The sequence below is a fragment of the Bariatricus sp. SGI.154 genome (assembly GCF_050313795.1).
Lineage (GTDB): Bacteria > Bacillota > Clostridia > Lachnospirales > Lachnospiraceae > CAMBRQ01.
In genome coordinates this window covers 125,185-148,472 of the sequence record NZ_JBNPMC010000003.1, presented here as the reverse complement: position 1 = coordinate 148,472, position 23,288 = coordinate 125,185, and the positions used below count along the sequence as shown (strand labels likewise).

General features: G+C 45.3%; 23 protein-coding genes. 3 read left to right on the top strand and 20 right to left on the bottom strand.

Annotation, left to right across the window (positions count from 1 at the left end; all coding sequences use genetic code 11):
• Window positions 1-56: 56 nt before the first annotated feature.
• From ACQRBN_RS03410 to ACQRBN_RS03335, 16 genes are all read right to left on the bottom strand, one after another.
• The gene (locus ACQRBN_RS03410; RefSeq protein WP_427737552.1) at window positions 57-1,667 is read right to left on the bottom strand and encodes an MBL fold metallo-hydrolase RNA specificity domain-containing protein; all 1,611 of its coding nucleotides are present in this window, start codon (window positions 1,665-1,667) and stop codon (window positions 57-59) included.
• 84 nt (window positions 1,668-1,751) lie between these two features.
• Window positions 1,752-2,492: an RNA polymerase sporulation sigma factor SigE gene (sigE, locus tag ACQRBN_RS03405; RefSeq protein ID WP_427737550.1), complete on the bottom strand. Its 741-nt coding sequence runs from the start codon at window positions 2,490-2,492 to the stop codon at window positions 1,752-1,754.
• A gap of 3 nt (window positions 2,493-2,495) precedes the next feature.
• Window positions 2,496-3,290, bottom strand: coding sequence for a sigma-E processing peptidase SpoIIGA (locus ACQRBN_RS03400; protein ID WP_427737549.1), 795 nt, complete (start codon window positions 3,288-3,290; stop codon window positions 2,496-2,498).
• A 455-nt stretch (window positions 3,291-3,745) separates the two neighbouring features.
• Complete coding sequence (ftsZ, locus tag ACQRBN_RS03395; protein WP_427737548.1) at window positions 3,746-4,984, bottom strand: cell division protein FtsZ; 1,239 nt, start codon at window positions 4,982-4,984, stop codon at window positions 3,746-3,748.
• Between the two features lie 137 nt (window positions 4,985-5,121).
• The gene (locus ACQRBN_RS03390) at window positions 5,122-5,892 is read right to left on the bottom strand and encodes a cell division protein FtsQ/DivIB (protein ID WP_427737547.1); all 771 of its coding nucleotides are present in this window, start codon (window positions 5,890-5,892) and stop codon (window positions 5,122-5,124) included.
• Between the two features lie 383 nt (window positions 5,893-6,275).
• Window positions 6,276-7,361: a putative lipid II flippase FtsW gene (gene ftsW, locus ACQRBN_RS03385; RefSeq protein ID WP_427737558.1), complete on the bottom strand. Its 1,086-nt coding sequence runs from the start codon at window positions 7,359-7,361 to the stop codon at window positions 6,276-6,278.
• A 10-nt stretch (window positions 7,362-7,371) separates the two neighbouring features.
• Window positions 7,372-8,724, bottom strand: a complete 1,353-nt coding sequence (murD, locus tag ACQRBN_RS03380) for a UDP-N-acetylmuramoyl-L-alanine--D-glutamate ligase (protein ID WP_427737546.1) — start codon at window positions 8,722-8,724, stop codon at window positions 7,372-7,374.
• Window positions 8,725-8,735: 11 nt separating this feature from the next.
• Window positions 8,736-9,692 (bottom strand): phospho-N-acetylmuramoyl-pentapeptide-transferase, encoded by a 957-nt coding sequence (mraY, locus tag ACQRBN_RS03375; protein WP_427737545.1) that lies wholly within the window; start codon window positions 9,690-9,692, stop codon window positions 8,736-8,738.
• Between the two features lie 65 nt (window positions 9,693-9,757).
• Window positions 9,758-11,482, bottom strand: coding sequence for a peptidoglycan D,D-transpeptidase FtsI family protein (locus ACQRBN_RS03370; protein WP_427737544.1), 1,725 nt, complete (start codon window positions 11,480-11,482; stop codon window positions 9,758-9,760).
• Window positions 11,483-11,543: 61 nt separating this feature from the next.
• A complete protein-coding gene (locus tag ACQRBN_RS03365) occupies window positions 11,544-13,433 on the bottom strand; it encodes a peptidoglycan D,D-transpeptidase FtsI family protein (RefSeq protein WP_427737543.1) in 1,890 nt (629 codons plus the stop codon).
• Between the two features lie 7 nt (window positions 13,434-13,440).
• Entirely contained in the window at window positions 13,441-14,001 is a 561-nt protein-coding gene (locus tag ACQRBN_RS03360) for a hypothetical protein (RefSeq protein WP_427737541.1), read from the bottom strand.
• Window positions 14,002-14,032: 31 nt separating this feature from the next.
• The gene (rsmH, locus tag ACQRBN_RS03355; RefSeq protein ID WP_427737540.1) at window positions 14,033-14,968 is read right to left on the bottom strand and encodes a 16S rRNA (cytosine(1402)-N(4))-methyltransferase RsmH; all 936 of its coding nucleotides are present in this window, start codon (window positions 14,966-14,968) and stop codon (window positions 14,033-14,035) included.
• Window positions 14,969-14,979: 11 nt separating this feature from the next.
• Complete coding sequence (gene mraZ, locus ACQRBN_RS03350) at window positions 14,980-15,420, bottom strand: division/cell wall cluster transcriptional repressor MraZ (RefSeq protein WP_427737539.1); 441 nt, start codon at window positions 15,418-15,420, stop codon at window positions 14,980-14,982.
• 189 nt (window positions 15,421-15,609) lie between these two features.
• Window positions 15,610-15,864 carry a hypothetical protein gene (locus ACQRBN_RS03345; protein WP_427737538.1) on the bottom strand — a complete coding sequence of 85 codons (255 nt, stop codon included), beginning with the start codon at window positions 15,862-15,864 and terminating at the stop codon, window positions 15,610-15,612.
• A 93-nt stretch (window positions 15,865-15,957) separates the two neighbouring features.
• Entirely contained in the window at window positions 15,958-16,797 is an 840-nt protein-coding gene (locus ACQRBN_RS03340) for a DegV family protein (protein ID WP_427737537.1), read from the bottom strand.
• A 120-nt stretch (window positions 16,798-16,917) separates the two neighbouring features.
• A complete protein-coding gene (locus ACQRBN_RS03335) occupies window positions 16,918-18,102 on the bottom strand; it encodes an FtsW/RodA/SpoVE family cell cycle protein (RefSeq protein WP_427737536.1) in 1,185 nt (394 codons plus the stop codon).
• A 136-nt stretch (window positions 18,103-18,238) separates the two neighbouring features.
• Between ACQRBN_RS03335 and ACQRBN_RS03330 the strand changes: the two genes are divergently transcribed.
• The 3 genes from ACQRBN_RS03330 to ACQRBN_RS03320 are packed head-to-tail and all read left to right on the top strand — an operon-like array spanning window position 18,239 to window position 19,434.
• Window positions 18,239-18,553 (top strand): spore coat associated protein CotJA, encoded by a 315-nt coding sequence (locus ACQRBN_RS03330; RefSeq protein ID WP_427737534.1) that lies wholly within the window; start codon window positions 18,239-18,241, stop codon window positions 18,551-18,553.
• Window positions 18,550-18,819 carry a spore coat protein CotJB gene (locus ACQRBN_RS03325; RefSeq protein WP_427737533.1) on the top strand — a complete coding sequence of 90 codons (270 nt, stop codon included), beginning with the start codon at window positions 18,550-18,552 and terminating at the stop codon, window positions 18,817-18,819. The genes ACQRBN_RS03330 and ACQRBN_RS03325 overlap by 4 nt, the downstream gene beginning before the upstream one ends.
• Before the next feature lie 3 nt (window positions 18,820-18,822).
• Complete coding sequence (locus ACQRBN_RS03320) at window positions 18,823-19,434, top strand: manganese catalase family protein (RefSeq protein WP_427737532.1); 612 nt, start codon at window positions 18,823-18,825, stop codon at window positions 19,432-19,434.
• Between the two features lie 72 nt (window positions 19,435-19,506).
• Here ACQRBN_RS03320 and ACQRBN_RS03315 read toward each other — a convergent pair whose 3' ends face one another.
• The 4 genes from ACQRBN_RS03315 to ACQRBN_RS03300 all read right to left on the bottom strand — a co-directional run bounded on the left by ACQRBN_RS03315 (window position 19,507) and on the right by ACQRBN_RS03300 (window position 23,287).
• Window positions 19,507-19,914, bottom strand: a complete 408-nt coding sequence (locus ACQRBN_RS03315) for a hypothetical protein (RefSeq protein ID WP_427737531.1) — start codon at window positions 19,912-19,914, stop codon at window positions 19,507-19,509.
• Window positions 19,915-20,212: 298 nt separating this feature from the next.
• Window positions 20,213-20,515 carry a metal-sensing transcriptional repressor gene (locus tag ACQRBN_RS03310; protein WP_427737530.1) on the bottom strand — a complete coding sequence of 101 codons (303 nt, stop codon included), beginning with the start codon at window positions 20,513-20,515 and terminating at the stop codon, window positions 20,213-20,215.
• A 157-nt stretch (window positions 20,516-20,672) separates the two neighbouring features.
• Window positions 20,673-21,956 carry a S1C family serine protease gene (locus ACQRBN_RS03305; RefSeq protein WP_427737529.1) on the bottom strand — a complete coding sequence of 428 codons (1,284 nt, stop codon included), beginning with the start codon at window positions 21,954-21,956 and terminating at the stop codon, window positions 20,673-20,675.
• Between the two features lie 182 nt (window positions 21,957-22,138).
• Window positions 22,139-23,287 carry an alanyl-tRNA editing protein gene (locus ACQRBN_RS03300; protein ID WP_427737527.1) on the bottom strand — a complete coding sequence of 383 codons (1,149 nt, stop codon included), beginning with the start codon at window positions 23,285-23,287 and terminating at the stop codon, window positions 22,139-22,141.
• Between the last annotated feature and the right edge of the window lies 1 nt (window position 23,288).

Here is a 23,288-nt window from a genome sequence, read left to right as displayed (position 1 = left end):
CATCTCCCCTCTATGCCGTACACTCTCAAACAACTCTTAAAGAACTAAATTCCCATCTACTCCCGATCCCACTTATCTGCTAGATTCTGAATCTGGGTTTCGAATTTGGCAAGATCCTTATTCGCCAATCCTTCGTTCTTATACACAACCTCAAGCAGCCTTTTTGCTGCTGCAACCACGCGGTTGAATGCCGTAACGGCTCTCGCCCTCGCCGGTTTTTCTGCTGCTTTCTTTGGCATCTTCACGCCTTCAGTGATAATCGTATTCGTCACCAGATCCACAGCCCCTCCGGAATATGGCGCGAATGCCGGACAGCCAATCGTTTCCTGAACCAATTCTGCAAAATGATCAGTGACCGTATCTTCGCCATGTACCACAATAACACGCTCTGGCTTCTTCTCGAACCCACGCAGCCAATTCAGAAGCCCATTCATATCTGCATGACCGCTGATACCTTTTAACACTTCAATATGTGCATTGACCGTAATCGTCTCACCGAATAGTTTCACGCACTCTGCTCCTTCAATCAGTTTCCGTCCTAATGTTCCGACAGCCTGATATCCCACAAAGCAAATCGTGCATTCTGATCTCCACAGGTTATGCTTCAGATGATGCCGGATTCGTCCCGCCTCACACATACCGGAGGCTGACAGGATCACCTTCGGCTTTTCATTAAAATTAATCATCTTAGATTCTTCGCTGGTGATCGTCGTCTTAAGCCCTTGAAACAGCAATGGATTGATTCCACGCTCTACTAATGCCATCGCCTCTTCATCAAAACAAGACTTTACATTCTTATTGAATACGTTCGTAGCCTCAATTGCCAGCGGACTATCCACATACACTTCGAATCCCGCATACTCCGGCAGGAGGTTACGTTCTTTAATCTCCCGGATGAAATATAGGATCTCCTGTGTACGCCCTACCGCGAAAGACGGAATCACCACATTGCCGCCTCTGGCAAATGTCTCCCGAAGAATTCTTGTAAACTCTCCCACATAATCCGGTATGTCATCCCCGTGGGTTCTGTCTCCATACGTAGATTCGATCACAACATAATCTGCTTCTGCTACATTTTGCGGATCTTTGATGATCGGCTGGTTCGTATTCCCCACATCACCGGAAAATACGATTTTCCTGGATACATCCTCTTCCGTGACCCAGACTTCGATACTTGCAGAACCAAGCAGATGCCCCATATCATTGAACTGCACATCAATCCCCTCGCACAGTGTAATCCGCTGTCCGTAATCACATGGCGCAAGCAATTTTATAGCAGCATCGGCATCCGCCATGGTATAGAGCGGTTCATATATCTCCTGACCACTTCTTTTCGCCTTACGATTCCGCCATTCCGCTTCAAATTCCTGAATATGGGCACTGTCACGCAGCATAATATTGCACAAATCCGATGTGGCAAATGTCGTCACGATCTCTCCTTTGAAGCCCTGTTTGCACAAAAGAGGAATCTTCCCGGAATGATCAATATGTGCATGGGTTAAGAGAATATAATCAATCTCTCCTGCTGTCACAGGCAGTTCCTGATTCTCATAGAGATCCGGTCCCTGCTCCATCCCACAGTCAATCAGAATATTCTTGCCACACGCCTCCAGGAGATGGCAACTGCCGGTTACCTCATGGGCTGCCCCAATAAAACTAAGTCTCATATACCCAACCCCTTTTTCTTTTATTGTATCACTTTATCCGGCAAGTTGCCACGATGACTTTAACCTCTTGCTACAAACATGCAATTATGAATACTTCACCATCTCCCGCTTCAATCTCTGCATAATCTTCTTCTCAAGCCTTGATATGTACGACTGCGAGATTCCAAGCATATCAGCCACTTCCTTTTGCGTCCTCTCTTCCCCGTCCGGCATCCCAAGCCCGAACCGCATCTGAATGATCGTACGCTCTCTTCCTGACAGATGGCTGATTGCCTTTATCAGAAGTTTCCTCTCCACCTCATTTTCCAGATCTTTATAAATAGTATCCTCATCCGTCCCCAAAATATCTGACAGCAGGAGTTCGTTCCCATCCCAATCCACATTCAGAGGTTCATCAATGGATACCTCCATCTTTGTCTTATTATTCCTCCGAAGATACATCAGAATCTCATTTTCAATACAGCGGGACGCGTAAGTTGCAAGTTTGATATTCTTATCCGGGTTAAACGTATTAATTGCTTTTATTAATCCAATCGTACCTATAGAAATCAGATCCTCCACGCCAACACCTGTATTGTCAAACTTCTTCGCAATATACACCACCAGCCTCAGATTGTGTTCAATCAGCAGTTTTCTCGCCAGTTCATCATCTTCCGAACCCAAACTGTTGATCGCTTCTGTCTCTTCGCTGACATCCAGCGGTGCCGGCAGAATATCGGAACCGCCTATGTAATGGACATCCTTCTTATCCGGGAACAATAACGTCCGAAAATCCGGAACCACTTTTAATTTGAATTGATGTGGTACTGCTACTTTTATCACCATAATTTATTCCTCCAAACTATCTAAAATATCAGGATTCAGAATCACCTCATAACGATCAGATGTCATCTCCTCCTCGCAGACTGCTATCAGGGGTTTTTCAATCCATTGTTTTTTCCGTCTGCATACGTACATGCCATCTAATGTCATTGCCGGCATGACCCCCTCTGCCTTTCCAATCGAATGATAGGGAATATAGCGTATCTTCACCGTGCTGTCTTCCCGGTACAGTTCTTTCATCACCTTCCTGCTGGCAATACTGACCGGCTGTCCGGTAACTCCATCCTTCAGACAATTCCCTGTGTCAATTAACGCCTGCACCTGGCACTGGCTTTCGCCCTGACAGAGAATTACCTGGCACCTGTACTGGCTCTGACGTGCCAGATAGGTAATCAGGCTCCAGATGCCGGATACCACATAATAACTGGCCACTGCCAACACGAAGAATACACTTCCGATCCGCACATACTGCCCAAGAAACTGGAATACTCCGCCTAGCAGAAAGCCGCTGGCATAGAGAAGAAGCCACGCTTTTATCAGGTCGAGCCTATCCTTAATTCCAAGCCCTGTTATTACCATTGCAACATTCACCAAACCATGGAACAGTATGAATTTCACAGACGCATAGGGAATCGGGGAGACTACGACCAGACAGGTAAGGAATGCCCCAAGCAGCGCTCCAAGAGCGATCCGCCTATACGAGCCGGAATGTTTAAGCATCTTGCGGACAAGCACAAGAAGGATATAGTCCATCGTAAAATTCACCACAAAGAACACGTCTATGTATAATTCATAGTACACGCTCCACCTTCTTTCATTTTTATAAGCATTTGTGTATCCTAAATCGATTTGGTACATTCGCAAGATTCATTATACGAGCCGATGCGAAAAGATTTTGTCAGATGATGGAATGATTCTTGATTTTCGTTCGACAGTTCATGCCGACCACAAGATATAGTTTTTGAAGAAATGGATTTGTGGCGATTGCTTTATCGAAACCACAAGACTTTGTATCTTTTTTTGGCATAAAAGAAAGAATTTTGAGAAATAAAAAAGATTTTTTTGTCAGATACTGTCAGATTTTCCCGAATCTATTTCCCATATATAGATTCCATTGGAGTATCATACATAAAAAAGAATGTAGTGCGCATCCTCTCGGAGATTTTTTTGTATAGGGAACGAAATTTCCTATACAAAAAAACTCAGTCACATACATCTCTGCATGTAACTGAGTCTCTATCACATAAGTCACTATATTATTTCTTAAAGAAATCCGGTATCTTAATGGACTGCTCTTTCACCTTGCTGGTTGGTGTTCTTGGAGTATCCAATGTCGGCGCTGTTCCTCCTACCGGTCTTCTCGTTGTTGCCGTTGTTCCGCTGCCTGCACTCGGTGCTGCCCCGAAGTCAAGTCTCGAAGAACTCTGAGCTGCTGTTCCCTGGTGTGCCGGTCTTTCATATCCCTGTGCCGGTGCTGCAGTATGCGGTACCGCAGATCCTCTTGGATTCTCAAGTCTCGATTTTAACTTAGAAGCACTTCCGCCTACATTATGAAGTCCGGTTGCGATAACTGTGATTGTTGCCTCATCTGCTCTGGAATCATCATACATCGCACCAAAGATAATATTCGCATCTTCTCCTGCAAGATCCTGTACGTACTCGGCTGCATCTGAAGCATCCATCAAAGTGATATCACCTGATACGTTAATAATAACATGGGAAGCTCCCGCAATCGTCGTCTCAAGCAATGGACTGGCAACCGCCTGCTTAACAGCCTCAAGAGCCTTGTCATCACCACGGCCTTGTCCAATACCGATATGTGCAATACCTTTGTCCGTCATAACTGTCTGAACATCGGCAAAGTCAAGATTGATCAGTGAAGGTACATTAATAAGGTCTGTGATACCCTGAATACCCTGCTGCAATACCTCATCCGCTTTCTTCAGTGCTTCCGGCATGGTTGTACGTCTGTCTACAACTTCCAACAGCTTGTCATTCGGGATAACGATCAATGTATCTACACTCTCTTTTAACTTTTCAATTCCTGTAAGAGCATTATTCATACGTGTCTTAGACTCGAAACGGAATGGCTTCGTTACAACGCCAACCGTCAATGCTCCCTGCTCTTTTGCAATTCGCGCAACTACTGGCGTAGCACCTGTTCCGGTTCCACCACCCATACCACAGGTTACGAATACCATGTCTGCACCTTTTAATGCAGCTGATACTTCCTCTGCGCTCTCTTCTGCTGCTTTCTCACCAATCTCTGGTCTTGCACCTGCACCTAGTCCTTTGGTGATCTTATCCCCGATCTGCATTAATGTTGGGGCTTTACACAATTGAAGTGCCTGCTTATCTGTATTAATTGCAATAAATTCAACACCGGCAATCTGCTCGTCGATCATTCGGTTCACGGCATTATTGCCACCGCCGCCGACTCCAACAACAATTATTTTTGCCGCTGCTTCTGATTCGTTCGTTTTGATTTCTAGCAAGGGTTTCTCCTCCTTTGTTATCCTTATTATATATTATACATCCCATACATAAAGCAAATGAAATGAGTTCACTTTGCCATATATACTATATAATATAGACTTTCGTGCAAAATATCAATAGAATTTATCTAATTTTCTTAATTTTCTTGCGGAATTTCTCCAATATCAAAGGTAATCGTCCCACTGACTTCCGAATAGTTCTCCAGATGCAAGGTTCCTTCCTGGTCACCAAGTTTTTCTAAGATCGGTTTGATCTGTGCAATCTGCTCAGAAGATACACTTTTTCCCAGATTCACACACACCTTTCCGATATACAGATAGATGTTGTCATCCTTACATACAATCTTATCTGTAGGCAGTTCATACTTCGTCACTTCTTTAGAAGTCTCCAGAATCTCCTCGAAGATCCTCGTATCATCACTCTTCAACTGTTGATATAACTTGATATCCTTCACTTCAATCCCGTCAATACGAGGCAGTCCCTCAATCAATGCTGAGGATTCCAGTACGACCAGCCCTTCTTTATCAAAATAATCATAGTTATCCCCATTCCGGACATAACCTACAATTGGCTTTTCCTCCACCTTAACATTCACAATCCACGGTGCTTTCAGTCCAACCTTCATACTCTCAAAACAAGGCAGCACCTCTCCCTTGCCCAGAGCATATTTGCCCACAATATACAACGCATTGATCGAATACTGATCATTCTGCACCGAATCCACAATCTCCTGATCCGAACAATACTCATTTCCACTAATCTCTATCTTCTGTACATAAAAGAGAAGCACAATCCCCAAAGCAATAATCGCAACTCCCAGCACCAGCACAACAAACGCATACAGACGATGCGACTTCTTCTTTTTCTTCTGTACCTTCTCCATCTCTTCCTGCTCCAAATTACCCATCTTAAACTCCTACTAATCTACTTCCCTATTTTACACATTCTTATTCTCGTGACATATTCTGCCCTTATAAATTTTCACCATTCCATACCACAACTCAATTTACATGCGCCCCACAACCTCAATGTATCCCCTCCGACTCCTTCCACTGCTACTCCCCCCGCTATCCTTGTCAATGCACAGCAGTTTCAAGAGGCAGTATATTCCTAAGCAAACAATCAAGGGGCGCTCTTAATGGAGGTGAAATCCACTGCTTACGGAGACTTAGGCACGAAGGCTCTCCTGAGTGTCTTAGTCGCAGTTGGCAGTTAGTTCACCGCAATGTTGCCCCGTTTGCGTGGAATATACTGCCCCTTGGAACTGCGTCCCTTGCCAAGATACACTCCTTATTTTACCAAAGATGATACACTGAGTACAAGCCCCATTTCCACCAAAAGGAATACCACCGAGGTTCCCCCATAACTAATGAAGGGCAGCGTAATCCCCGTATTCGGTATTGTATTCGTAACCACCGCTATGTTTAAGATCACCTGGATCATCATATGTCCCATCGCTCCCGAAGCGATCAAGGCTCCAAACAGATCCTTCGCATGGGTTGCAATCACGAAGAACCGCCAGATCAGAATCAGGAAGAGAAGCATAATGAATCCCGCCCCAAAAAGCCCCAGTTCCTCACAGATAATCGAGAATATCATATCATTCTGCGCCTCCGGAACGAACCCCAGTTTCTGAATGCTCTGTCCAAGCCCCCGCCCGAACAGCCCTCCGGAACCGATCGCATACAGTCCCTGCAGTGTCTGGAATCCTTTTTCATAGGCTTCCGGATTTCTCCAGATTGCCAGCCGTTCAAGCCTGTAACTTTCCAGTGCCAGGAATATGGTCATGAATCCGATTCCTAGGGCCCCCATGAACACGAACTGCCCATACTTGGGACTTGCCACGAAGATCAGGATGACCGCAATTCCCAGGATAATAATCGCCGTGCTTAAGTTATTGGCTCCCACCAGCGCCACAATCGGCAGAACCATCACCATAATCTTAATCATGGTTCGCATCTTCCCCATGTCTTTGGAATTCTTTGTCACCATATAAGCAAGGAACAAGATGACCGCAACCTTGGCGAATTCTGACGGCTGAAAAGAAAAAGGTCCCAAAGACAGCCATCTTTTGGACCCATTATACTCATCACCTATGAACAGGACTGCCACTGACAGCAAAATCGCCGTAAAATATCCAAGCACAGCCACATGTTTCCATATATGATAATCCATATTGGCGACCACAAACATTCCGGCAATTCCAAGCAGCGTTGCGAATGCCTGCTTCTTCAGATAGTAGAAAGAATCATGGAACTTCACTTCGCCATTATACGCGCTTGTGCTGTACAGGATCACCAGACCCATGAGCACAAGCAGAAATAACGCAGCAAGAAGTGTATAATCATACCTTCTGTTATTAGACTGTGTCAATATATGCCACTCCTTATAAGGAATTTACAATCTCTTTAAACTTCTCTCCACGTACTTCATAACTCGGGAACATATCCCAACTTGCACAGGCAGGTGACAGCAGTACCGCATCTCCAGGTTCTGCAGTCTTCGCTGCCATCAACACCGCTTCCTCGAAGGTATCTGCGAATACATAGTCTTTGAATCCACACGCATCTGCATCTTTGGCAATCTTTTCCTTCGTTGCACCAAGCAGGATCAACTTCTTAACCTTGCCATCGAAACTTTCAATCCATTCGGTATAGACAGAATCCTTATCATACCCGCCGCCAAGCAGCACCGTCGGACGATTCATCGCCTGAATTCCCTTGATCGCGGCATCCGGATTCGTTCCCTTGGAATCATTATAATATGCGACTCCATTCTTCTCTGTTACATACTCGATCCGGTGTTCTACACCCTTGAACGCCTGAATGCTCTCACGGATGACATCCATCGGCACACCATAGACTGCAGCCATCGCGACCGCAGCCATCACGTTCTCATAATTATGAGTTCCTAACAACTGCAGGTCAGACACATGGCAGACCTTTACCGGCTCCCCATTATGATAGATGATATTGCCATCTTCAAGATAGATTCCTTTCTCTAGTTTACGCTGGCTGCTGAAATATAGAACCTGAGCCTTCACATTATTTCCAAATTCTCTTGTTAATTCATCTTCATAATTCAGGATACAGTAATCCTCTTCCGTCTGATTCCTGGCAATATTCTTCTTGGCATTTACATACGCCTCCATTGTATGATGGCGATTCAGATGATCCGGCGTAAAGTTCAGAATCGCGCTGACTCTCGGGCAGAATTCCTCGATCGTCTCCAACTGAAAACTGCTCATCTCAGCCACAACGATGGTATCATCATTCATCTCGGATGCAACCGTTGTATACGGATTGCCGATATTGCCGACCACGTATACATTGTCCTGATAATTCTTCATAATCTCGCCGAGAAGAGTGGTTGTTGTCGTCTTGCCATTCGTTCCGGTGATTGCAAGCACGCTCCCCTTGCCCAACTGATATGCCAGTTCAATCTCACCGATGATCCGGATACCTTTCTCTCTCATCGCATTTACAATCGGAAGATCCGTAGGTACGCCTGGACTTAGGATTACCATATCCAGGGTATCTATCAGTTCCTGTGGGCATACACCGATCACAATCCCTGCCTTACTCTCTTCTCCCAGTTTTCTGCGCAGATCTTCTTCTTTTAATTTCTCATTACCATCATAGAGTACCACCTCTGCCTGATGTTCCTCTAACAGTTTCGCCGCTCCGATTCCACTGATTCCTGAGCCGAACACCAGAACCTTCTTCTTAGCCACTTCCATATCGTTTCCTCCTACATAGCCATCAATGCGATCAGGCAGAGCAGTGCTGTGATAATGGAGAATACCGCCACTACTCTTGTCTCTGACCAGCCACACAATTCAAAATGATGATGTATCGGCGCCATCTTAAAGATACGCTTGCCGCCGGTCTTCTTAAAATATGTCACCTGTATCATAACTGACAGAACTTCTACCAGATAAATCAGTCCCACGATCAGAATAAATATCGGCATCTGAAGCATATATGCCGCAGATGCAACGAATCCTCCCAGTGCCAGAGAACCCGTATCTCCCATGAACACGCTCGCCGGATATACGTTAAACAGAAGGAATCCAAGCAGCGCACCTACTACCGCACAGGTAATCGGCTCGATTCCGCTCTTGGTTCCGATGGCAACCACTGTAAAGAAGGTTGCGACCAGCACCGTCACGCTGGAAGCAAGACCATCCAGACCATCCGTAAAATTCACGCCATTCACCGTACCGATCACCGCGAAGAACATCAGCGGAATTGCAAGCCAGCCGATATCCAGATATTTGCCGCCTGAGAATGGAATCAGCATTGCCAGCGGCACTTCCGTGAATCTCACCATATAGAATGCGAATACCGCCGTTACTACAATCTGCAGCGCCATCTTCTGCTTCGGATACAGTCCATCAGACCGTTTCATTACAACTTTCAGATAATCATCCAGGAATCCGATCAGACCGAATCCCAATGTCACAAACAGAATCGGAATGATCTGCGGATAATCCTTAATATAGAATACCGATGTGATTACCACACTTAAGAGGATGATCACTCCTCCCATGGTCGGAGTACCTGCTTTCTTAAGATGAGACTTCACGCCATCTTCTCTCTCCGTCTGACCCATCTTCAACTTTCGAAGCACCGGGATAATCAATGGTCCCATAATCACACTCAACGCAAATGCTATCAATACTGGAATAAATACTTTATAATCCATACATCCACCTCTTTGTTTCTTTCGTTAATTAATCTTTTCTCAACTTAAATAGTATACTTCATTTCCTACTCTTTTTCAATGCCAAGATAGGGTAATACGCTCTCAAATATATTCCGAACCACCGGAGCCGCAATGGTTCCGCCGTAATACACTCCCTGCGGATTGTAGATCACACACATTCCTAACACCTGCGGATCATCTGCCGGAGCAAACCCAATAAAGGAAGAGATATACTTATTCGCACTCCTCGGGAGCGTCTGGGAGGTAGCCGTCTTTCCGCCGATCTGATAGCCCTCAATATATGCATTCTTTCCGGAACCTTCTGACACAACACTCTCAAGCAGCATACGCATGGTAGCGGAAGTCTCCGAAGATACAATATTCTTCTTCTCGTCATATTGGAACTTTTCCACTTCATTTCCATCTGCATCCAGAACCCGCACGCCAAAATGCGGCGTCACCCTTCTGCCTCCGTTAATCAGAGAACTTACAGTCGCTGCCATCTGTACAGGCGTAACCTGGAAAGACTGCCCAAAACTCATAGTTGCAAGTTCCACCAATCCAACATTTTCTTTTTTGTGCATAATCGTACCGGCTTCTCCCGGAAGATCCACCCCGGTCAGATCCATCAGACCAAACTGCTTAAAATATTTATAAAAATTGTCAACACCAAGCCTTAATCCAATATCAATAAAAACAGGATTGCAGGAATTCTGAATTCCCTGAACAAAGGTCTCAGCACCATGCCCGCCTACTTTATGACACCGTATCTTACGGTCTTCTACCACCCTGTATCCGGGGCAGCTAAAGTTATCTTCAAGATGGACGACTCCCTCCTCCAGGCATGCCGATGCAGTGATGATCTTGAATGTGGATCCCGGTTCATAAGTATCATTGATACAGCCATTTCTCCACATCTGATTCAGCGCATCCTGCTTCTTCTCATCCGATAGATTCTCGCCATCCTCACCCGTATTCAGGGTAAATGGCTCATTCAGATTGAATTCCGGGACATTGACCATGGCAAGGATCTCTCCATTCTGCGGGTTCATAAGCAGGATTGCGACTTTATCCGCCTGTTTTTCCTCCATCACCTTCTCCGCCATCTGCTGCGCATACATCTGGATATTATAATCCAGACTAATCTGCAGAGTGTTCCCGGCAACTGGCTCTACCCGATCCTCCGCAATGCCATCCAGTTCCACACCCCTTGCATCCGTCGTCGTTAATATCGTTCCATCAATCCCCTTCAGGTATTCTTCATACTTTACCTCAAGGCCGATGATTCCCTGGTTATCTCCCCCTGTGAATCCTAAAACCTTAGAAGCCAGTTCATTATACGGATAATACCGCTTAAAATCCTCATCCACCTTCACGCCATCCAACTCCATATTGCGGATTGCATCCCCAACCGATTTATCCACATTCGTCTTGATTCTCTCCATAGAAGACACCTTTTCCACTCTTTTACGCACCGTCTCCTCGTCCATCTCAAGCGCCTCAGACAGTGCTTTGATTACTTTCTCCGGCTCCTTCACCTGGCTGTGGATGACTGATATGGTGCATACCGTCTTATTCGTTGCCAGTACTTCTCCGGTTGCATCCAGAATCTCTCCTCTTGCCGCCTTAATATCCCGTTCTCTCTCATGGAGATCTTCTGCTTTCTTCTGATAATATTCTGCATCAAATATCATCAGATATACCAGCCTGCCGATCAATGACAGAATCATCACCATTGCACAGAAGAATACCACCAGAATCTTTTTCTTATTATATGTTTTATTCTTCATAATAAAAAACCTCGCAAAAGCCGTTTTTATAACTTATTATGGCTTTTGCAAGGTTATTCTGCTAATTCTCAGTATTTTGTACATCTCCTGCGGATTTCTCAACGCCAAGATATGGAAAGATCTCCGTCATGATCTCAGACGCAAGTTGTGTCGCATAGCCGCTGTTCGCCTGGGATGCCGCATTCGGCTCGTCAATGACTACATACACCATGACCTCCGGATTCTCCTGGGGCGCATAACCGATAAAGGATACCAGATATTTTCCCTGATTACGCGGCTGCTTCTCCGCCGTACCTGTCTTTCCTCCGACATCATACCCTTCGACTGCCGCCGAAGAGCCTGTACCTTCTTCTACAACTCCCAGCATATAATCCTTGATAATCTCACTGGTCTCCTTCGATATTGTCTTCTTAAGCAGTACCGGATCTTTATTCTCTGTCACATTGCCATTCTCATCCTGTATCTGTTTCACTACATGCGGCTTATAATAATCTCCGCCATTGATCAGCGAACAGAACGATGCTGCAAGCTGCGTCATCGTCACATTAAAGTTCTGACCGAATGAATTCGTTGCCAGACTGGCTGCGTCCATATTCTCAGCCTCGTACAGAAGTCCAACGCCTTCACCCGGAAGGTCGATTCCTGTATATGCCCCGAAGCCGAACAGCCTTTGGTATCTGCAGAATTCTTCTGTTCCCAGCGCCTGACCGATCTCCATCAACGCAACGTTACAGGAATTCTCCAACGATCTCTTCAACGTCTGTGGACCATGTCCTTCACGATTACTACAGTGGATATCATGATCGCCCACATGCTTCACACCGCCGCAGACATAACTTTCCTCTCCCGTCAGTATTCCCGTCTCCAGACCTGCCGCAATGGTAAACGGCTTGAACGTGGAACCCGGCTCATACACTTCACTTACGCAGAAATTATTCCACCGCGCACTCAAAAGTTCTATCTTAATATCATCTACCGTCTTTTTCTTTCCAGTTTCTTCAGTTTCTTCTTCAGCCATTGCTTCCAATTCCTCTTCCGAAAATGATTCAATATATTCTCTTGGATTATTCAAATCATAATTCGGATAGGACGCTTCCGCCAGAATCTCTCCATTCTGCGGATTCATGACCATGACCGCCGTATTCTTACTTCCCTCTCCAGGCGTCGCCTCATCCTTATGCGCTTCATTAAATGCAAGCACATGCTTCTCTACGATGCTCTGCACCTGAAGATCTATCGTTGATACAATCGTATTTCCATTCACTGGTTCCTTGACCGTCCGTTCAAAGGAAGACCCTTCATCCAGATACCCATACTCTCTTCCGTCTGTCCCATTCAGGATGGAATTATAAGCGGCTTCAATACCATTGCTTCCTACATTACCGCCTACAGTAAAACCAATCACATCACTGGCCAGCGTATGATACGGATACTTTCTGACGTAATCGTCTTCCAGCCAGATTCCCTTGACATCCGGATACTTCTCGTTATCCTCGTCAATTGCTTCAAACTTCTGGGCAGTCTCATAATCTACCCCTTTCAGAAGGATATTATATCTGCTGGACGGCTTCTCTTCGATCAGTTCCCGCACCTCATCCTCCTCGATTCCGAAGCAGTCTTTCAGCACTTCTATGGTCGGTTCAATATAATCCTTCTTACTGGTCATAACCTTCACATCCAGGATCACATTATATACTCTCTCGCTGGTTGCCATTTTCGTGCCGTTGCGGTCTACAATGTCTCCCCGCTTGAACGGAATCGTCCTGCTGTCATACTGCTGCTGATCCAGAACGGTCTTCGTATACTCCGCACCGTTGGATGCATTAATATACGTGATTCTTCCCACTAAGAAAACAAAAGCTAGTATAATTGCTCCAAATAGCATTACTAGCTTTTTCTGCATGATTTTTGAAAATTTTTTCTTAAAAAAAGTCTTTGTCCTTCTAGCCATAATTCACCTATCTCGCACTATTGTCCGATTGGGCAAGGACTCCATCCTCCGGGATATCCTCATACTGCTTCACATAATCAGTCGCCGGATTGTCATATTCTACAATCTGCTCCGGAGAAGCATAGACCATCCCCAGTTCATTCTGAGCCTTGTCCCTGATCTCGTCCAGATTCACAGAATCCATCACTGCGTTATACTTGGTATTATTTTCTTCCCTCAGATTCGCCAGTTCCTCCTGCATCGCCGTAATATTCTTAGAACGGCTGGTAATGCGGGACTGTAACTGCACATAGTTCACACATACGATCAATGCCATCAGTGCTGCTACCGTCAGGAAGATTACATAAGCAGAGTTCATATGGAGTGCTTGTCTCCTGTTCTTGCGAACCTGTCTGCTTGCTCTTTTTCTCGGTTTCTCGGGTGACTTTTCATGACGTCTTGGCTCTGACACCGGTTTTGTCACCGTGTTGCCATACACATACATCTGTGATGATGCACCGCTTGTCCTACTGTACTGTCTGCTGCTATACTGTCTGCTGTTTCCTGAATATTCACGTCTCGCTGCCATGTACGTCACCCCTTTCCATTAATTTATAACCCTACCGACGTTCAAAGATCCGAAGTTTGGCGCTCTTAGAACGGCTGTTATACTCCAGTTCCTCTTCACTTGGCAGAATCGGTTTTCTAGTAACAATACTCCCCTTTGAGACTTTTCCGCATACACATACGGGAAAATCCGGCGGACAGGTACACGGATTCTCATTCTTCTTGAATGCACTCTTTACAATCCTGTCCTCCAACGAATGGAATGTAATAATACATAACCTTCCACCCGGATTCAGTAATTCAATCATATCGTCCAATGAGTCTCTTAGAACTTCTAACTCCCTGTTCAGTTCAATACGGATAGCCTGGAACGTCCTCTTCGCCGGATGTCCAGACTTCTTCTGATACTTCATTGGTATGGCCTGTCTGATAATGTCTGTCAACTGGCCAGTTGTTTCGATGGGTTCCTTACCGCGCGCTGCTACGATATGCTTGGCAATATTCTTGGCAAACTTATCCTCCCCGTAGTCTCTGATCACGCGGTAGAGATCCATCTCACTGTAGTCATTGACGATGTCTCTGGCTGTCATCTTCTGACGTGTATCCATCCGCATATCCAGAGGTGCATCTTCTCGATAGGAGAATCCCCGTTCTGCCGTATCTAACTGATAGGATGATACGCCCAGATCAAGAATGATCCCATCAACCTTGTCAATTCCTAATTCACGGAGCCGCGACTTCATATCACAATAGTTGCTCCTGACTATCGTGACTTTCTCCCCGAAGTCTTTTAATCGGTTGCCTGCAGCCTCGATGGCCGCTGCGTCCTGGTCTATTCCTACAATACTCCCCTTTGTGCTTAGGCGCTTACACACTTCATAACTGTGTCCGCCTCCACCAAGCGTGCCATCTACATAGATGCCATCCGGCTTGATGTGCAATCCATCAATTGTCTCATATAAAAGTACTGACTTGTGTTCGAATTCCATATCTTCTCCCTCTAGATACTGAATCCGCTGGCTTCCATATCAGATGCAATATCTTCTATGTTCATTTCCACTTCAGCATTCTTTTCATCCCATCTTGCCTTGTCCCAGATCTCGGCACGTCTCCCCATACCGATGAACACGACCTCTTTATCCAGATGTGCGAATTCTCTGAGAACGGAAGGGATGAGAGTTCTACCTTGCTTATCAAGGTCGCCGTCTGTTGCACTTCCCTGAAAGAAATATGCAAAAGCACGGGCTTTTTTATCTGTGGTGGTTGGTAAGGCGTTCAGTTTCTCTTCGAAGGTGTTCCATTCGTCTTCCGGGTATACATATAAGCAATTCTCCATTCCTTTTGTTATGACGAAATTCTCCCCTAGATCGTCACGAAACTTTGCCGGAATGATTAATCTGCCCTTGGCGTCAATATTATGACTATACTCCCCTTTCAACATTAGAACTCACCTTCTTCCAAGTGGCTCCACTTTTCTACCACTTCGTTCCACTTTTCACCACTTTCTACCACTTGAAACCATTGTAAACTACTTTTTTACTGATTTCAAGACCTTTTTATGAATTTACGCAAAAAAAGAGAGAGCAGAAAAATCTCTACTCTCAACTTATTGTTCTCTTAATGATATCATCTATTCACCCGCACTATCCAACTCGGCAATTCCGCTGAACATGCTCGTCACCGCCGAATAATCTATCTGCGCCTCTGCTTTTGGCTTGTTAGATTCATAAGTTCCATACGCAGAATATCCAATCCATCCAATCAGCGCAAGTCCTATGATACCTACCGCACATTTGCGAAGAGCATTCTGGATCTTCTCTTTCTTCATATTCTTCTTGCGGTTTGCTTTTTCTTTTTTATATCTGTCTACTTTTTCCTGACTCATGTCTTTCCCGTGCTCCTTCTATATTATGTCCATGCCATATCAGCAGTGCAGGTCTGCACCACCGCAAGACTTATTATACCATATTCCAGGAAATTACACAACTACAATTATACCTCCGTCAGCCGCATACATGCTGCTGATTCCCGCCGTATCCAGAATCACCACATTCTTAAATTCTGCTCTTTCCACCAGTAACTCTTTCACATACTTTGCTCTTTCCGGACAATTACAGTGGGAAATAGCAAGAATCTTCTCTTTGGAATTCTTAAGATTCTTCACAATCTCATCCACCATCTTAGCCAATGCCTTCTTAACGCCCCTGGCCTGCCCCAACTGCTGGATCATACCCTCCGGAGTAGAACCCATAACCGGCTTAATATTAAGCGCAGTAGCGACCACCGCTTTCAAGCCCGTCAGTCTTCCATTCTTCCTCAATGTATCCAGCGTCTCTAATACAAAATACGTATGCTGCTCTTCAATATATGCTTCTACGGTCTCGATAATCTCCGAAAAACTCATCCCTTTTTCTTCACACTCCGCAATCTTCATGGCAATCAGTGTCTCGCCTATGGACGCAGAACATGAATTAAATACATGAATATCCTTCTCGCCATACTCTTCATGATACAGATTCTTGCCAAGCACTGCGCTGTTATAAGAACCACTCAGTTCCGCAGACAGGGTAACTGCATATACATGATCCGCGTCACAGCGATACCCTTCCATATAACGCTCCGGCGAAGGACAGGAAGACTTCGGACATTCCGGTGATGCTGCTACAATCTTTAAGAATTCTGCCTGATCAAATGTCTCATCATCAACAATATGATGACCACCTACATCTATCTGCAGCGAAGCCGTCTCAAAACATCCAGATGACTTCATCTCATCTGTCAACTCCCCACAACTGTCCACAATAATCTTATAACTCATATCGTTCCTCCCATCATGCCAACATCCGAAACGTCCTGGCATGTCATTTGCTTCTATAATATGTAGTTTTGGATACTACATGAGTTATCATAGCACATTTATACTAGAAAGAAAAGCCTTTTATTCATTGATTTTAATTCTTCTTGATACTCCTAACGCAATTCCCATCTCTGCCATTAAAAATAAGCTGGCTGTACCTCCATAACTGATGAACGGCAGCGTAATTCCCGTATTCGGAATCAGGTTACTGACAACCGCTATATTCAGGATCACCTGCAAAGCAATGTGGGTAAAGATTCCTGTCATGATCAGCGAGCCATACATATCCGGCGCATTCTGGGCAATAAACATCAGGCGGTATAGCAGAAGACCGAATAATACCAGCACCATGATCGCGCCGAATACTCCTAACTCCTCACATACTGCCGAAAGTATCATATCATTCTGCACCTCCGGAATGACCATCTTCTGTGCACTGTTTCCCAGTCCTTTCCCGAAGAAGCCGCCGGAACCAATCGCATATAACCCCTGCAAAGTCTGATATCCATAATCCGACGCATATTCCTCCGGATTCAGCCACACGATAATACGGCGCAGACGGAAATTCCCACTGTTCTCAAGCACTGCTCCAAGAATCTTAACCATAATCAGAAGGATTGCCATCCCCGCTCCTGCAATTGCCAGAAATGGCTTCGTCTTCGGATGCACCACGAAGATCATAATACAGGTAATACCCATAACAATAATTGCCGTACTTAAGTTATCCGTCAGGAACAGGACACAGGCAGATGAAAAACCGCCCCACAATAACACCTGTACAATCCCCCTGAGCGTCTTAACCTCCTTACCCATGTTACAGATCAATGCCGGAATCAACAATATCACCGCAATCTTGGCAATCTCTGCCGGCTGCAGCTGCTGGTCGAACGGCAACTTGATCCACCTCTTGGCACCATTTACTTCCTTTCCAAGCGGCGTCTGTACCAATGCCATCATGAACACCGAGAAATAATAGATTCCCTTCGACCACTTAATATAGATATGATAGTCAATCTTCTGAACAATATACATGCCTGCGAATCCTGCCACATAGAATATCACCTGTCTCTTAAAATAGTGCATACTATCTCCATAAGTCACAAGTGCGCTGTATGAACTGGTACTATACAGCATGACCAGCCCAAAGCATATCAGGGCAATCAATACGGTCAGCAGATTATAATCAAAATAGCGGACTGTATTTGCATGGATCTTAGGTTTTGTCCTCGTCTTTTTATTTTTTTTCGTTTCTTGTTTTATTGCCATCCTATTTACACTCCAATCGTATCTATTATACTCAGATATGCCGACAAAAACAACCGTCAAAAATCGAAAGGATGCACCATTTAGCCGATTTTCCATACAATATTATTGCAAACATTCTATGGAAGGAGTATCACATATGCCGAATTATCGCTATAATACACCGGATTATATGCGGCGAAATAACTATAGCAGGCAGACAGGCGCAGCAAATCAAGCCACCTCGTGTCCGTCCGCCGCATGTGCATCCAATTCCTGTTCATCCAAGCCCACAAGAACCTGCTGTGATAAGAGGAATGAGTATGACGAGTTAAGAGGAATGCCAATCGCTATGGCTTACGTGCCATGGCAGAAATGGTGCAGTCTATATGAAGCAGAAAAAGGCCTAAAACGGGGAACCATCTTCGAAGAACTGGATAAACCATTCAAAGGAATAGGAGGTTGCTGCAGATGACAGAGAACAAGCCAAACCGCCGGGAATTATTAGAATGGATCAATGTAGTCAGTTTCGCGGTTGATGATGTCAAGCTGTTCTTGGATACGCATCCCTGCGATGCCGAAGCATTGGAATATTTTGACGAATTCAAAAAACAGAGGGTCGAAGCATTAAAAGAATATGCCAGATACTATGGTCCGCTGACCCTAGACACTGCCAGCACATCAGCAGAACGCTGGGGCTGGATCAACGAGCCATGGCCGTGGCAGGAAGGGGGATGCTAAGTTATGTGGAATTATGAGAAACGATTACAGTACCCAGTAAAGATCACACAGACGAATCCGAAGATTGCACAGGTTATTATCACGCAATTCGGTGGACCGGACGGCGAACTCGCCGCCTCCATGCGTTACCTCTCCCAGAGATACACCATGCCTTATAGCGAAGTCACTGGAATTCTGACAGACATCGGAACGGAAGAACTTGCCCACATGGAGATGATCTGCGCCATCGTCCACCAACTCACCCGTGACCTGACTCCGGAAGAACTAGAGAAATCCGGCTTCGACAAATACTACGCAGACCACACGCTTGCACTGTGGCCACAGGCCGCCAGCGGCGCCCCATGGACGGCAACCTATTTCCAATCCAAAGGCGATCCCATCACGGACCTTCATGAAGACATGGCTGCTGAACAGAAAGCAAGAACCACCTACGATAACATCCTGCGTCTGGTCAAAGACCCTGAGATCTGCGAGCCGATCCGCTTCTTAAGGCAGCGCGAGATTGTCCACTACCAAAGATTCGGCGAAAGCCTCAGGATTGTCCAGGATCACTTAGATAGTAAGAACTTCTACGCAATCAATCCGGAATTCGATCTAAGATCCGGACACAGATAATCTTCTTACCTTCTTCATAATATAAAAAAGGGAACTGTACCCATTACTTAGCGTACAGTTCCCCATCTTCTGTTATCTCATTCGCATGAATACAATCAATCCGGCTACTACCACAATTGCAAGCGCAAGTATAATGATCGGTGCTTTGGACATCTTCTCATCTTCCTCGTCATCCAAATCATCAATGAAATCTTCTTCAATCTCTTCTTTGCGTTTTGGTTTTTTCTTTTTGCTCTTCCCATCTCCTACGGCAAGCATCTCGTCATAGGCTTTGCGCATCTCATCCTCACGCTTCTGGCGTACATGCTTCGGCGGTATATTGGAATACTTCTGCTCTTCCTGGGTCTCATCATCTTCCTTCTTCGCACTCTGAACCTTCTTCTGTGGAACTTTGAACTTCTTCTTACAATTATAGCACAAAAGGTAATTCGGATCTTTCTTTCCTGGCCTTAATTCCTGGCCGCATATTGGACATTTCATTAGAATGTGCCCCTCCTCATAGCGTAAATTTCTCACAATCTTATGCTGTCATTCAGGCAGCACTCACGTATGCTGCTATTATACTACATTTGACAGGAAATATCAAAAAAATCATGGAAATTTCTTTTATTTCATGTAACAGTTCAGCCATAAGCCGGATTGTGGGTGAATCATGCTTGCATGAATGAACACACGATCCGACTTATGAGCGGAGCGCCATTTTATGAGCAAAAATAGCTGCGTAGCAGCGGAGAAGCATCGTAGATGCGTTTTGCGAATGGCGCGGGCTGAACTGTTACTATTTCATTATTTTCTGAATAGTATCGCATAATTCATCCACGACTTCCATATTCCCTTCTCTAATATCGTCCACCACACAGCTGTGAATATGATTCGCAAGCAGTTTCTTGTTAAATGCATTCAACGCGGCCTGTATCGCCGTAACCTGAGTCAGGATATCAACACAGTACCTCTCATCTTCCACCATCTTCTTCACGCCTCTGACCTGACCTTCCACACGGTTAAGCCTGTTGATCAGATCTCTATACTCTTTATCCTCCCTGTGCTTCATTCTCTCTGCACAGCATTTCTTCTCTTCCATGACGCCCCTCCTTTGCTATCACAGCCGATATCAATCCATACCCTATGCGGGTATTATATCTTTATGCTCATCTTTTGTCAACAAAGATCCATCCAAAGCAAGACATAGCAGTCCTGTGGTCTGCTATGTCTTATCCATTCTCTAATCTTGATTCTGCTTATCTTGAGCCTTCTCCAAGTGTAACTTCTACATCACTGCTTTCATATTCTCCATTATTACCCGGCGTCGCAATCGTCAGAGTTACTTTTTCACCCACTTTATAATACTGAAGCTGCTCTTGCAAGGCTTCCATACTATTGACAGAAGTACCATTAATTGCAGTAATGACAGATCCTTTCGTGATTCCCGCTTTATCTGCACCGCCTCTGGAGATCACGTTAGAGACATAGACGCCTGTCGGCATATTATACATCTGAGAAGTATCTTCTGTTACATCCACTCCTTCAATGCCGATATACCCTCTCTCATTCTCTGCAACTTTGGTTCTGGTCTCCTGATTCATCAGATTCTCAATCGTATCCTGTGCCTGAGATATCGGAATTGCATATCCCATGCCTTCTACCGCATCCGTTGCAACCTTTGCAGTATTAATTCCAATCACTTCGCCTTTGGCATTCAGCAACGCACCGCCACTGTTTCCAGGGTTGATCGCCGCATCCGTCTGAAGCATGTCGCCTTCAATTCCATCCATCTGTCTGCTTGTTGCAGAGATAATTCCGGAAGTAACAGACTGTCCGTAACCAAGAGCATTTCCAATCGCAATCGCTGATTCTCCAACCTGTAACTGCGTGGAATCTCCCATCGTCGCAACTGCGATCTCCTTCATCGTATTCTCCGGAATCTTGCTGATATCAACTGCCACAACAGCCAGATCCTTATTCGGGTCGGTTCCCTTTACATTCGCCTCCACACTTTCTTCATCAATAAATGAAACGGTTAATGTGTCACAGCCTTCTACCACATGATTATTCGTTACAACCAGAAGTTCCGAATCGTTCTGCCCGATGATAATACCAGATCCCACACTCTTGCTTTCCTGTTCCTGGATGCCTCCAAAGAAATTCTGCACCTGCTGAACGCTCATGTTTGTAATGGATACTACTGACGGCATTGCATTCTTAGCAATCTCAGCCACATCGGAAGATACCTTGCTGTCTGCAGAAGTTGTAAGTTTCGCATTGCTTACCGTCTCTGTCTTCTTCGCAGTCTTACTGTCATCTGCACCAAGCACCTTTCCCGCCACAATATTGCTGGTCTGAAACGCCGCACTTGCAACTAATCCAAAGACAAGACCAAGACATGCCGTTTTCACCCACTTCGGTGTTCCCTTTTTCTTACGTGGCTCCTTATGATTATAGTTCTGATTCTCTCCATTCATATTAGACTGATTCTGCTGATTCGAATCCTGTCCCGGTGTATAGTAAGTATATTGGTTATCCATATTAATGACTCCTTTCGTCTTATGATCTTTTGTTTATTTCTTTTTTGTTTATGTTAGTAGTCTACCGCCAAATTGTGTTCAAACTGTGATAGAAAGGTGACAAAATCATTAAATCACCAACAAATTAAGGGACTGGAACTTCTACATTCCAATCCCTTGCTCTTATGTCTCATCCTCGCGCTCTAACATCCAAGTTCAGTTCTGATGGCTTCTTCCTCTCCTTTCAGAGAACCTTGTACCATCTCAGGCTTGCCGCCGCCCCTTCCTTCGAACACAGCATTCAGCCTCTTGCTGAGTTGTCGCACATCTTCTGTCCTGCTGCCAATCACATAACGGTAACCTTCCATATTATTTCCGGCAAATACAGCACATACTTTCGCTCCTCTGTCAAGGACCAGATTCATCAGTTCCCGCGGTGCATTTCCCGAGAGTTCCGAATCAAACACGGAGATCACATCCGACTCCAACGGAATCTCTGCCGCCCGATATGCCAGCAGCCTCTGCCAGAGGGATGCAAGTTTCCCTTTCAAACGATTCTGTTCCTCCTTCAGGTGTCCGACAGCATCTGCAATCTCATACTCTTTCGCACAGAGAAGAGCCGAGATCGCCTTGGTATTCTCGTCCTTCTTCTCATAATCTCTCAGCGCACGTATGCCGCAAAGCATGGTGATACGTTCTCCGCCTTTATAGTTCACCATATTCACCAGTTTGATAAGCCCTATCTCACCTGTCTTATCCACGTGGGGCGCGCAGCAGGCACAGACATCATATCCCGGAACCGTTACAATACGCACCTGTCCTTCAATCTCAATCTTGCTTCGGTACTTAAGATTCTTTAATTCCTCTTTGGAAGGATAAGTTACCTGTATATCCAGATTCTGAAAAACCGCTCGGTTCGCTTCCCACTCAATCTCTTTCAACTCTTCTCTGGTAATCGGTCCATTAAAATCCATCGTGCAATAATCCGCCCCCAGATGGAAGCCTACATTCTCATATCCGAATCTTGCATGTATAAGCCCCGATACAATATGCTCGCCCGTATGCTGCTGCATCTTCTCAAAACGCTCATTCCAACGGATTCTGCCTGTCACGACCGTTCCCACTTCCACTGGCGATTTCGTCGTATGATAGATGATGCCTTCCTTCTCATGGACATCCAGCACTTCCACATCATCCAGATACCCTGTATCTGCATACTGTCCGCCTCCCTCCGGAAAGAACGCAGTCTGATCCAGCACAACTTTATAGCTATCATCCATGTTCTCACATGCGAGCACCTTCGCCTGAAATTCCTTCAGGTGGCTGTTTTGATAGAATAACTTCTCCGTCATC

Bases quoted from the DNA above. Each gene is read 5' to 3' on its own strand.
- ACQRBN_RS03410 (WP_427737552.1), bottom strand. From the start codon at position 1,667: ATGAGACTTAGTTTTATTGGGGCAGCCCATGAGGTAACCGGCAGTTGC.
- sigE (WP_427737550.1), bottom strand. From the start codon at position 2,492: ATGGTGATAAAAGTAGCAGTACCACATCAATTCAAATTAAAAGTGGTT.
- ACQRBN_RS03390 (WP_427737547.1), bottom strand. From the start codon at position 5,892: ATGGGTAATTTGGAGCAGGAAGAGATGGAGAAGGTACAGAAGAAAAAG.
- murD (WP_427737546.1), bottom strand. From the start codon at position 8,724: ATGGAAGTGGCTAAGAAGAAGGTTCTGGTGTTCGGCTCAGGAATCAGT.
- mraY (WP_427737545.1), bottom strand. From the start codon at position 9,692: ATGGATTATAAAGTATTTATTCCAGTATTGATAGCATTTGCGTTGAGT.
- ACQRBN_RS03370 (WP_427737544.1), bottom strand. From the start codon at position 11,482: ATGAAGAATAAAACATATAATAAGAAAAAGATTCTGGTGGTATTCTTC.
- ACQRBN_RS03365 (WP_427737543.1), bottom strand. From the start codon at position 13,433: ATGGCTAGAAGGACAAAGACTTTTTTTAAGAAAAAATTTTCAAAAATC.
- ACQRBN_RS03360 (WP_427737541.1), bottom strand. From the start codon at position 14,001: ATGGCAGCGAGACGTGAATATTCAGGAAACAGCAGACAGTATAGCAGC.
- rsmH (WP_427737540.1), bottom strand. From the start codon at position 14,968: ATGGAATTCGAACACAAGTCAGTACTTTTATATGAGACAATTGATGGA.
- mraZ (WP_427737539.1), bottom strand. From the start codon at position 15,420: ATGTTGAAAGGGGAGTATAGTCATAATATTGACGCCAAGGGCAGATTA.
- ACQRBN_RS03345 (WP_427737538.1), bottom strand. From the start codon at position 15,864: ATGAGTCAGGAAAAAGTAGACAGATATAAAAAAGAAAAAGCAAACCGC.
- ACQRBN_RS03340 (WP_427737537.1), bottom strand. From the start codon at position 16,797: ATGAGTTATAAGATTATTGTGGACAGTTGTGGGGAGTTGACAGATGAG.
- ACQRBN_RS03335 (WP_427737536.1), bottom strand. From the start codon at position 18,102: ATGGCAATAAAACAAGAAACGAAAAAAAATAAAAAGACGAGGACAAAA.
- ACQRBN_RS03330 (WP_427737534.1), top strand. From the start codon at position 18,239: ATGCCGAATTATCGCTATAATACACCGGATTATATGCGGCGAAATAAC.
- ACQRBN_RS03325 (WP_427737533.1), top strand. From the start codon at position 18,550: ATGACAGAGAACAAGCCAAACCGCCGGGAATTATTAGAATGGATCAAT.
- ACQRBN_RS03320 (WP_427737532.1), top strand. From the start codon at position 18,823: ATGTGGAATTATGAGAAACGATTACAGTACCCAGTAAAGATCACACAG.
- ACQRBN_RS03315 (WP_427737531.1), bottom strand. From the start codon at position 19,914: ATGAAATGTCCAATATGCGGCCAGGAATTAAGGCCAGGAAAGAAAGAT.
- ACQRBN_RS03310 (WP_427737530.1), bottom strand. From the start codon at position 20,515: ATGGAAGAGAAGAAATGCTGTGCAGAGAGAATGAAGCACAGGGAGGAT.
- ACQRBN_RS03305 (WP_427737529.1), bottom strand. From the start codon at position 21,956: ATGGATAACCAATATACTTACTATACACCGGGACAGGATTCGAATCAG.
- ACQRBN_RS03300 (WP_427737527.1), bottom strand. From the start codon at position 23,287: ATGACGGAGAAGTTATTCTATCAAAACAGCCACCTGAAGGAATTTCAG.